Annotated in this window: 7 protein-coding genes; 3 read left to right on the forward strand and 4 right to left on the reverse strand. The window is 74.3% G+C overall.

What is annotated here, in order from left to right; all coding sequences use genetic code 11:
- Positions 1–2 precede the first annotated feature (2 nt).
- Entirely contained in the window at positions 3–1,595 is a 1,593-nt protein-coding gene (locus ACIP5W_RS07015; protein WP_401467823.1) for a phage tail sheath subtilisin-like domain-containing protein, read from the reverse strand.
- 178 nt (positions 1,596–1,773) lie between these two features.
- Here ACIP5W_RS07015 and ACIP5W_RS07020 point away from each other — a divergent pair, with 178 nt between their 5' ends.
- From ACIP5W_RS07020 to ACIP5W_RS07030, 3 genes are all read left to right on the forward strand, one after another.
- The gene (locus ACIP5W_RS07020) at positions 1,774–3,558 is read left to right on the forward strand and encodes a DUF4157 domain-containing protein (protein WP_401467826.1); all 1,785 of its coding nucleotides are present in this window, start codon (positions 1,774–1,776) and stop codon (positions 3,556–3,558) included.
- A gap of 106 nt (positions 3,559–3,664) precedes the next feature.
- Positions 3,665–5,233: a peptidoglycan-binding protein gene (locus tag ACIP5W_RS07025; protein ID WP_401467829.1), complete on the forward strand. Its 1,569-nt coding sequence runs from the start codon at positions 3,665–3,667 to the stop codon at positions 5,231–5,233.
- A gap of 125 nt (positions 5,234–5,358) precedes the next feature.
- Positions 5,359–6,777, forward strand: a complete 1,419-nt coding sequence (locus ACIP5W_RS07030; protein WP_401467832.1) for a hydrolase — start codon at positions 5,359–5,361, stop codon at positions 6,775–6,777.
- A gap of 144 nt (positions 6,778–6,921) precedes the next feature.
- On the opposite strand, the gene ACIP5W_RS07035 is transcribed toward ACIP5W_RS07030, so the two are convergent.
- From ACIP5W_RS07035 to ACIP5W_RS07045, 3 genes are all read right to left on the reverse strand, one after another.
- Positions 6,922–8,883 carry an ATP-binding protein gene (locus tag ACIP5W_RS07035; protein WP_401467835.1) on the reverse strand — a complete coding sequence of 654 codons (1,962 nt, stop codon included), beginning with the start codon at positions 8,881–8,883 and terminating at the stop codon, positions 6,922–6,924.
- Positions 8,880–9,533: a DUF4255 domain-containing protein gene (locus ACIP5W_RS07040; RefSeq protein ID WP_401467838.1), complete on the reverse strand. Its 654-nt coding sequence runs from the start codon at positions 9,531–9,533 to the stop codon at positions 8,880–8,882. Before ACIP5W_RS07040 ends, ACIP5W_RS07035 begins: the two co-directional genes overlap by 4 nt.
- 160 nt (positions 9,534–9,693) lie before the next feature.
- Positions 9,694–10,359, reverse strand: coding sequence for a LuxR C-terminal-related transcriptional regulator (locus tag ACIP5W_RS07045; protein WP_401468026.1), 666 nt, complete (start codon positions 10,357–10,359; stop codon positions 9,694–9,696).
- Positions 10,360–10,397: the final 38 nt, after the last annotated feature.

Consider the following 10,397-nt stretch of genomic DNA (forward strand, 5'->3'; position numbering starts at 1 on the left):
GGTTACTCCTCCAGCTCCCCGCTGCCGCTGGAGAACTGGGCCAGCCGGAAGATGACGAACTCGGCCGGCTTGACCGGCGCGATGCCGATCTCGCACACGACGCGGCCGACGTCGACCGACTCCGGCGGGTTGGTCTCCTCGTCGCACTTGACGTAGTACGCGTCCTCGGGCTTCGCGCCGAACAGGGCGCCGCTGCGCCACTCGTTGACCAGGAACGCCGAGACGTTGCGCCGGATCCGCGCCCACAGGGCGTGGTCGTTCGGCTCGAACACCACCCACTGGGTGCCGATCAGGATCGACTCCTCCAGGTAGTTGAAGTACCGGCGGACGTTCAGGTAGCGCCAGGCCGGGTCGGAGGAGAGGGTGCGGGCTCCCCAGACGCGGATGCCACGGCCCGGGAAGGCGCGGATGCAGTTCACGCCGATGGGGTTGAGCAGGTCCTGCTCGCCGCGGGTGATCTGGATCTCCAGGTCCACCGCGCCGCGCACGACCTCGTTGGCCGGGGCCTTGTGGACGCCGCGCTCGGAGTCGTTGCGGGCCCAGACGCCGGCGACGTGGCCGCTCGGCGGGACCAGGCGGGACTGGCCGGTCGCCGGGTCGAAGGACTTGATCCACGGGTAGTACAGGGCGGCGTACTTGGAGTCGTAGCCGGCCGTCTCCTGGCGCCAGACGCGGATCTGGCGGGCGTTGAGGCCCGGCGGCGGGTCGATGATCGCGACGCGGTCGCCCATCAGCTCGCAGTGCGCGATCAGGCCCAGCTGTACGGCCTTGACCTGCTCCAGGTCGATCGCGCCCCGCTGGTAGGCGGCCATCAGGTCGGGCACCGCGACCATGGAGATCTCGTCGACGGCCTCCAGGCCGCCGAAGCCGGTGCGGTCGGCGCTGTCGCCGAGGTACTGGGCGGGGCCGGCCTGCTGCCGGTCGCCGGTGGCCGGGGCGGCCGGGGTCGCGGCGGCGGGCGGGGCGGCGAGCGCCACGGTCTGGTTGTCCGGGCGCGCCAGCTGGGCGGCGGGCGCCGCCTCCTGCACGGTGATGAGCTTGGAGCGCTCCTTCACCTGCGTGACGACGTAGTTGCGGCCGCCCTTCTTGGCGGTCACGTCGAAGGTCTCGACCGGCTTGTCGCCGTCCTTGACGATCAGCTTGAACCGCTCGGCGGGCCCCTCGCCCTCGGGGTCGGCGACCTCGACGCTGAGCGGACCGGAGCCGCCGGCCACGGCGGTCACGGTGAACGTCCCGAGCTGCCTGGGCTCGCCCTGGGGCAGCGCGGCGCGCTCGTCGCCGCCGGTCACCGCGGCGGGGGCGGCGGACGCCTCGCCGGCGGCGCCGCCGGGGGCGCCGCCCACACGGACGACGTACGCGGCGCTGCCGCCGTTGTTGAAGAAGCCGTAGACGGAGTGCGCGAGGTAGTACCCGTCGGTGAAGTCACCGAACGCCGCCACGTACTGCGTCCAGTTGGTGACCAGCGTCGGCTCGTTCAGCGGACCGGTCGGAGCGAGCCCGACGAAGGCCGCCACCGAGGTACCCACCCCCTCGATCGGGCGTGAGCCGCTGGCCACCTCCTCGACGTAAACGCCGGGCGACAGGTAGGACGGCATGCTCTGCTCTCCTCGGGGTACGAGTCAGGTCGGTTCCCACCCTCACGCGCGAGGCGCGCCCGTCGAAACGTCCTCCGGTGCCGAAGCGAGGGCACTCCCGTGGTCCGGAAGGGCAAACTCCGCACGGTGCCTTCGAGACTGCCCCGGAGTTCCTTCCTCCGCCCCCGAGCTGCCCGCAATGCTGGGGATCGACGTGTACCAGCAGTCGAGGGGAGCGCCCGTGCGCGCGCAGGACAGGGACAGCGGCCGTGCCGGCAACCGTTCCACCACGGGCCGCCCGGTCGGGCGGAGCGCCGTCACGGGTCCCGCGGCCGGACTGATCGCCCTCCAGCGGGCGGCGGGCAACGCGGCCGTGGCGCAGGCCGTGGAGCAGGAACGCCACCAGCACGACGCGCACTGCGCTCACGCCCCGGCGGTCCAGCGCCGGTCCCTGGTGCACGAGGTGCTGCGCAGGCCGGGCAGCCCTTTGGACACCCCGCTGCGCACCGAGATGGAGGCCCGTTTCGAGGGCGCCGACTTCAGCGGGGTGCGCGTCCACTCCGACACGGTCGCCCAGCGGTCGGCGCTGGAGATCAACGCCAAGGCGTACACCTCAGGGCCCCACATCGTCGACGGCGGCGGCATGTCCAAGGAGGACTGGGCGCACGAGCTGACCCACTACCTGGACCAGCAGGCCGGTCCCGTCCCCGGCAAGGACAACGGCTCGGGCCTGAGCGTCTCGGACCCCGGCGACTTTGGGGAGCGCCGGGCGGTGGAGAAGGCGCGCGAGGTGATGAGCGGGCCGGCCCCGGTGCAACGGACCACCACGGACGGCGAATCGGGCCCGCACGCGCACGGCTCGCACGCGCACGGCCCGCACGCCCACGGCTCGCACGCCCCCGGCCCCGGCGGGACCGCGGCCGGGGCGACGCGGGCGCCCGCGGACGCGGCGGCCGCCGTCCAGCGCACGGTGTGGAAGTTCAACGGCAGCACCCGCACCCACTACGTGGGCGGCCGGAACTCGGGCGTCTGGCACGACGAGACCGACGAGCGGCGGACCCGCACCACCACCGCCCTCGGCCTCGACCCGGCCCACGTCCACCACGGCGACAAGTACGACGACACCACCCGCCAGCTGCACGGCAGCGGCAACATCGCCTTCTCCAAGCGCGGCACCTTCTCCGACGACCGGCAGGCCCACGAGCAGCAGACCTCCTACGTGCAGCGGGAGAGGCGGATCCGCCAGGCCGTGGTGGAGGCCAAGCAGCGGATGGCCACCGCGATGGGGATGCTGCAGGCGGCGGCGCAGGGCGCGCCGAACCCGACGCTGCTGCACGCCCTGCACCGGAGCTTCCCCTTCACCCAGACCCTCACGGCCGCCCAGCTGGCCCCGGTGCTGGCGCACATCATCCGCGCGATCGGACGCGTCCAGGCCGGCCTGAACGCGCAGGGCGCGGAGATCGCCGTCGTGGGCACCCCGTCCCTCCTCGACATCAACGCCCAGGGCGCCGCCAGTGCCGGAGCGGTCGGCTGGGTGGAACCGAGCCTGGGCGAGCGGCTCAGCAACGCCGCCACGAACCGGCTCGCGCCCGAGCACCCGCTGCCGTCCATGGATGCGCAGCGCGGCGGCCCCATCAACCTCAACCCCCGTGGCGACAACGCCTGGTTCGTCATCCACGAGGCCACCCACCGCTTCGCCGGCAGCCTCGACTACCAGTACAGCCCGTACGACTTCGAGATCAGTGAGGACGCCGCGGAGACCAGCATGGCGGCGATCCGGACACCGGCCGAACAGAGCGCGAAGATGGCCGAGTTGACCGGTCGCCGTGCCGCCCGGCCGTCCGACACCTACACCGGTCAGGACGAGAGGTCCTACCCGGTGAAGCAGCAGAACTGGTACGCCATGGGACGGCGTTCGCTGATGAACGCCGACTCCTACGCCCAGCTGGTGCTGACCGCGACCGGCGCCACCGCGCCCCTGTGACCGCCGCGACCGCGTCGCGAGGGTCAAGGGGACGATGGCCTTTCGTGCAATCGATCGTGCCCCTTCGTCCCCTGGCCGCGCACCGGGCATCTCGTAGCGTCTGGGTGTGAGCCTTTGGACATCCCTGGAGCCCCCCTCCGCCACCGTCGATCCCGGTGCCAGCGCGACCGTGCGGCTGCGGGTGCGCAACACCGGTGACGTCGTCGACGAGTACCGCTTCGAGCCGGTGGGCCCGACGGCCCCCTGGACGACGGTGGAGCCGCCGACGCTGCGGCTCTACCCGGGGACGACGGGCACGGTGGAGCTGACGTTCTCGCCGCCGCGCACCCCGGACGCCACGGCCGGCCCGAACCCGTACGCCGTGCGCATCACGCCGACCGAGCATCCGGACGCGGTCACCGTGCCCGAGGGCAACCTCACCGTGACGCCCTTCAGCGAACTGCGGGCCGAACTCGTGCCGCCGACCGTGAAGGGCCGGTTCCGGGGCCGTCCCCGGCTCGCCGTCGACAACCTCGGCAACACCCCGCTGACGGCGTCGGTGAGCGGCAGCGACACGGGCGACCACCTGTCGTACGACATCCGGCCGGGCAGCGTGCAGATCGATCCGGGGCGCGCGGTGTTCGTCGACGCGACGCTGCGGCCGCGCCAGATCATCTGGTTCGGCTCGAAGGAGCAGCGGCCGTACGCGCTGGCCGTGCACCGGTCCGGGACGACCCCGGTGGCCGTCGACGGCACGTTCGTGCAGCGCGGGTTCCTGCCGCGCTGGCTGGCCACCGTGCTCAGCATCTCGCTGGCGCTGGCCCTGACGTTCCTCTTCCTGTGGATCGGCCACAAGCCCCGTGTGATCACCGGGGCGGTGGAGCGGACGGAGGAGGTCGCCGCCGTCGAACTGCCCGTGCCGCCCAGCCCGCAGGCGTCGGCGCCCTCGCCGAAGGCCTCGGAGGCGGCCCCGCCCGACCTCGCGGCCGGGGGCGGGGAGGACGGCGGCGGCTCGTCGGCGGGCGGCGGTGCGGCCGCCGAGGACAAGCCGAAGGAGGAGGCCGAGCAGCCGAGCGGCCCGCTGCCGTTCAGGCCGGGTGACGGCCCCAACCTCTTCGTGCAGTTCGCGCAGGTCAGGATGGAGAAGTTCCGGTCGGAGGACCCCTGCCGGCTCGCCGCGCCGTACACCAAGGGCGTCATGGACGCGGCGACGGTCGCGGCGCTGAAGTGCTCCCAGAAGAAGCTCGACGACGTCTACGACGGCGTCACCGTGAAGACGGACGGCCTCGGCAACCTGGGCCGGTCCACCATGACGGCCCTGGTGATGGCCCACTTCACCACGGACGTCTCCGGCGTCCAGCCCGGCGACGACAGCCCGGAGATCGTGTGGGTCAACAGCGCGCTGCTGTGGGCCGGTTACGACACCTACAGCGACAACGTCGTCGCGGCGCAGATCCAGCACCTGCGGGCGAACATGCAGTACCTGCAGAACCTCAAGAACCGTGCCCACGCCCTCGCGGACGACTCCCTGCGCACCCGGGTGCTCCTCTACCAGCAGGCGATGGGGCTGCCCGCGACCGGCACCATCGACGGGGCGACGTTCGCGCTGCTGCACGGCGGGAAGGTCAGGTCGCAGAACAGCCCGGGGAAGATCACCGCCGACCCCTACCCGCCGGCCCCGGCCGCCGACCGGTAGCCGGGCGGCAGGCAGCCGGGCGGGGCGGTGCGGAGGCCGGCGGGGGCAGCGGGAGGGGCGTCCGGGGCAGCGATCGTGCCCCGGAGGCTCTGACCGCCTCCGGACGAACCCTCTAGCGTGGGCTGGTGAGCCTGTGGACCTCTCTTGAACCCGCCTCCGCGACCGTCGATCCCGGCGCCAGTACCCGTGTGCGGCTGCGGGTGCGCAACACCGGTGACGTCGTCGACGAGTACCGCTTCGAGCCAGTGGGGAGCGTGGCCCCCTGGACGACGGTGGAGCCGCCGACGCTGCGGCTCTACCCGGGGACGACGGGCACGGTGGAGCTGACGTTCTCGCCGCCGCGCACCCCGGATGCCACGGCCGGCCCGAACCCGTACGCCGTGCGCATCACGCCGACCGAGCATCCGGACGCGGTGACCGTCCCGGAGGGGAACCTGACGGTCACCCCGTTCACCGAGGTCCGCGCCGAGCTGGTGCCGCCGACCGTGAAGGGACGGTTCCGGGGCCGTCCCCGCCTCGCGATCGACAACCTCGGCAACACCCGCGTCACCGCCTCCCTCAGCGGCACCGACACCGGCGACCGCCTGGCCTACGACCTCCAGCCGGGCAACGTGCAGATCGAGCCGGGGCGCGCGGCGTTCGTCGACGCGACGCTGCGGCCGCGCCAGATCATCTGGTTCGGCTCGAAGGAGGAGCAGCCGTACAGCCTGGCCGTACGGCGGTCGGGGGCCCAGCCCCTGGAGGTGGACGGCACGTTCGTGCAGCGCGGGTTCCTGCCGCGCTGGCTGGCCACCGCCCTGAGCCTGAGCCTCGCGCTGGCCATCGCGTTCGTGATGATCTGGCTGGCCTACAAGCCCCAGGTCCGCAGCCTGGCCGGGGAGAAGCTGGAGCAGGCCGGGGCCACCGCCCTGCCCGCGCCGAGCCCGAGCGCCCCGAGCAAGGCGAACGCCGGCCCGCCGCCGCCCCCCGCCGAGAAGCCGGAGGAGAAGCCGGAGCCCTCGCCCACCCCGGCCGCCGGGGACGGCGGTGACGGCGACGGCGGCGGGGGCGGGGCCTCCGAGGAGCCCGAGCCGAAGGAGCGGACCGCCGCCACCGCGGTGCAGGAGCTGGCGGCCCGCAGCGAGGGCCGGCACATCTGCTACCGCGCCTATGTCGCCGACCGCGGCTGGCAGGACCCGGTGTGCGACGGCGCGGAGGCGGGCACGGTCGGCAAGAGCCTGCCGATCAAGGCGCTCAACATCGCCGTGTCGGGGGTCAAGGGCACATCGGGCAACGGCGCCCATGTGGTCGAGGGCTGGAAGACGGGCAGCAAGTGGTCGTCGGCGGCCGACGGCGTCGACATGTACATCGGGTCCACCAAGGAGGCGGTCTCCCCGCTCCAGGGTTACACCATCAAGGTCAACGACGGCTCGGTCTGCCAGAACGCCCACGTCGCCGACAAGGGCTGGATGGGCCTGGGCTGCACGAAGCCGGGCGACTGGATGTACGGCGGCAGCCCGATGGAGCAGGCCAAGAACCTGGAGGCGGTCCGCTTCACGGTCTGAGACCGTCCGAAGCCCCCGGGGGGACGGGGTGAGAACGGGGCGGGGCAGCCCGCCCCGTTCCCTCCGGGCGGCGGCCCGGCCCCCTCGGCCCCTGACGGACCGCCGCCCACCGTCCCGTCCCGGCCCCGCCCGCAAGCCGCCCGCCTACCAGCCCGCCCCGCCCGGCACCAGGCGGCCCGCCTTGCGGTACTCGCGGCGGGCGCCCTCCATCAGGTCCTCGTCGCCGACCGGCTCGCCCCGCCCGGCCGCCAGGTAGGCGGCGGTGACGACGGCGCTGCGGATCGAGCCGCCCGCCAGCTCGAAGTCCTTCGCCGGCAGGGACGGGTCGATGCCGGGCGCGCACGGCACGTGGGAGAGGCAGTGCCGCCACAGGGCCACGCGCTGCCCGGCGTCGGGGAACGGGAAGTCGACGACCAGGTCGAGCCGGCGGGTGAACGCCTCGTCGATGTTGGCGCGCAGGTTGGTGGTGAGCAGCGCGATGCCGTCGAAGGACTCCAGGCGCTGGAGCAGGTAGGCGCTCTCCATGTTGGCGTAGCGGTCGTGCGAGTCCTTCACCTCCGACCGTTTGCCGAAGACCGCGTCGGCCTCGTCGAACAGCAGCACGGCGTCGGTGCGGTCGGCCTCGGTGAAGATGCGCTCCAGGTTCTTCTCGGTCTCGCCGACGTACTTGTCGACGACGGAGGAGAGCTGGACGACGTAGAGGTCCAGGCCGAGTTCGGCGGCGACGACCTCGGCGGCCAGGGTCTTGCCGGTGCCGGACTCGCCCGCGAACAGGCCGAGCACGCCCCGGCCCCGGCCGCCGCCCGCGCTGAGCCGCCAGTCGCCGAGGACCCGGTCGCGGTGGCGGGCGCGCAGGGCGAGTTCGTGCAGCTGGGTCAGGGGCCGGCCGGGCAGGACGATGTCCTCCCAGCCGACCGCGGGCCGGATCCGGCGGGCGTGCCGCTCCAGCCCGGACGCCGACTGCTGCCGGGCGGCCAGGCGGACGTGGGCGGTGGTGAGCGGGCCGCCGTCGAAGGCGGCGAGGGCGAGGGCGCCGTGGGCGGCCCGCGCCACCCGTTCCCCGCCCAGCCGGTACGGCGCCACGGCGGTCGCCAGGTCGAACGCGGCGGCCTGCGGGCCGAGCGCCGCCGCCCAGGCCGCCGTGGAGCCCGCCTGCCGGCGCGGGGCGTCCAGGACCAGCGGGTCGTGGGCGCACCAGTGCGGGTCGTAGGGGCGGGGGTCGGCCATCAGCACGGTCACGTCGGTGGCCGCCGTCAACGCGGCGACCAGCGGGGCCGGTTGTTCGGGCAGCGCGGACAGCACGACGGCCCGGCCGCCGAGCCGGGCCTCGCGCAGCAGCTCGGGCACGCGGTCCTCGGGGCCGGTGTAGCGCAGTGCGCCGAGGCCGGCCGCGTCCAGGGCGGCGGCGATGCCGGCCAGGCCGTCGCCCTCGCGGTGCTCGCGCAGATGGACGGTGAGGGGGCCGTGCCGCAGCCGGGCGGCGAGCCGGGCGACGAAGCCGGCGTGGTCGGCGTCCCCGGTGGGCAGCACCTCCGGCACGGGCAGGAGGTGGCCGTGCAGGGCGGCGTCCGGGGTGTCGTCGCCGAGGAGGTGGGCGAGGAGCCGGTCGGGCACGCGCAACGAACGTGACAGAAAAGGGCGTTCGGGTTCCTCGACGTCCAGCAGGCCGAGCGCGCGCAGGGGCGCGGCGGAGTGGAACCGGGCCCGTGCCGCCGCGAGGTGCGCGGGCGTCCCGCACAGTTCCAGGGCCAGTCCGACGGTGGCCCGCCGGCGGCTCACGTCGTCGTTGAGGTAGCCGTAGAGCGGCTCGAAGTCCCGGTCGAGGTCGGGGGCGAGGGCGATGAGCAGGATCGCCGTGTCGAGCGGGGTGAGGGCGAGCCGGCCGGCGAGCCGGTCGAGCGGGTCGCCGTCGGCGGGCGGGGGGACCGTGTCCGGCGGCGGGGCGGGCGGCTCCGCGGCGAGCAGGTGCCGTACCGCCTCGTCGGAGAGGTAGAGGCCGCGCAGCGGGTCGTCGGCCGTGGGGTCGCCGGCGGACCGGTGGGCGACCAGGTCGGCGACCCGCGCGCGCAGCCCGGCGAGGCGGGCGAGCAGGGGGGTGTCCGTCATCGGGGCTTGCGGGCCTCTCGGGCGGCCGCCACCTGGTGCGGGCGGTGGGCGCGTTCGCCGGAGGCGGGCGGGTCGCCGTCCAGGCCGCGGACGCGGACGGCCGCGCCCTCGGTGACCGGCGGCCCGGCGTCGTACTCGGGGAACGCCGGGAACGGAGCGGTCACCACCAGGTCGAGGGACGGCTTGAGTTCACCGCCGAGCGCGGACCAGATCTCCGCGAGGGACCGCGACTCGGTGTGCAGTCCGGCGACCGTCAGCGGGACGGCGAGGCCGAGGGAGCCCAGGGCGCCGGGGAGTTCGTCGGCGGGGAGCAGCTCACGCGGCAGCAGGGTCGCCAACACGGCGGACAGCAGGCGGTGTTCGTCCTGCGGGGTCCGGGTCCACGCGGTGACGAGGTACGACAGCCGGAACCAGCGCGGGGGCTGGCGGCGCCGCACGACGACGTTCCGTCCGTCGCGGACCGGGATCTGGCCGCGCTGCCGCCGGGACACGTCCTCGCGGATGTCGTACAAGTAGGCGTTGATCGTGGGGGCGTTGCGGCGGGCCGCCCAGTCGCGGGTCGGTGCCTCGAAGGAGACGTCGATGCCGGAATCCGTCAGCGCGCCCCCGCCGAGGAGGCCCTTGAGGACCTCGTCCACCTCGTGGATCACCTTCGCGCACTCCTCGACCGCCCTGCCGGGCGGCTTCTTCGCGTCCGCACGGCGTACCCCGCCGAGTGTGCCGTCCGGGCGGCCCGGACCGCAGGCGCACCGGGGTCGCAGGGCGGGCAGCGGGCGCTGCCCGCGTGTCCGCCTTCGATTGCCCGTTCGGTCAGATGTAGCCTTCCCGCAGGGCATATGCCACGGCGTGCGCCCGGTTGCGCAGGTGCAGTCGTGTGGTCAGCCCGTGCATGACGTTCTTGACGGTCCGTTCGGAGTAGGACAGCTTGCTGGCGATCTCTCCGGTGTCCAGGCCCTCGGCGACCAGCCGCAGGACATCCACCTCACGGGGCGCGAGCCCCAGCGAGGGGGCGCCCGGCCGGTTCGCCGCCCCTCGGTGCAGGCTGCCCACCTGGCTGATCAGCCGGCCGAGCAGATCGGCCGGCAGGTCGCCGTCGCCGCGCGCGGCGGCCGTCACCGCCTGCACCAGCCGGTTCGCGGTGGCCTCGCGGCGCCAGACGATCGCGCCGACGCCGCACTCGATGACGTCGAGCAGCTCGTTCTCGCGGATCGTACCCACGACCAGCACGGCCCGCCCGCCCTCGCTGCGCACGACCCGGCGCAGCCGGGCCAGCGCGGCCTCGTCGAGGGTGTCCTCGATCAGCAGCGTCACCGTGCCGACGCCGGACTCCGGCCGGATCTCGACCTCCGGGCGGGTCCGGAGCTGGCTGACGGCCCCCTCACGGGAGATGGGGTCGCAGGCCTGCACGGAGACCGGCGTACGGCGCGGGCCGCCGTGCAGGCCGGCGCCGGTACGGGCACCGAGGTGGGCGCTGATGGCGACGGTGGCGGTGTCTGGTGTCCGGGGTGCGCTGA

The organism is Streptomyces sp. NPDC088766 (assembly GCF_044750845.1).
Classification (GTDB): domain Bacteria; phylum Actinomycetota; class Actinomycetes; order Streptomycetales; family Streptomycetaceae; genus Streptomyces.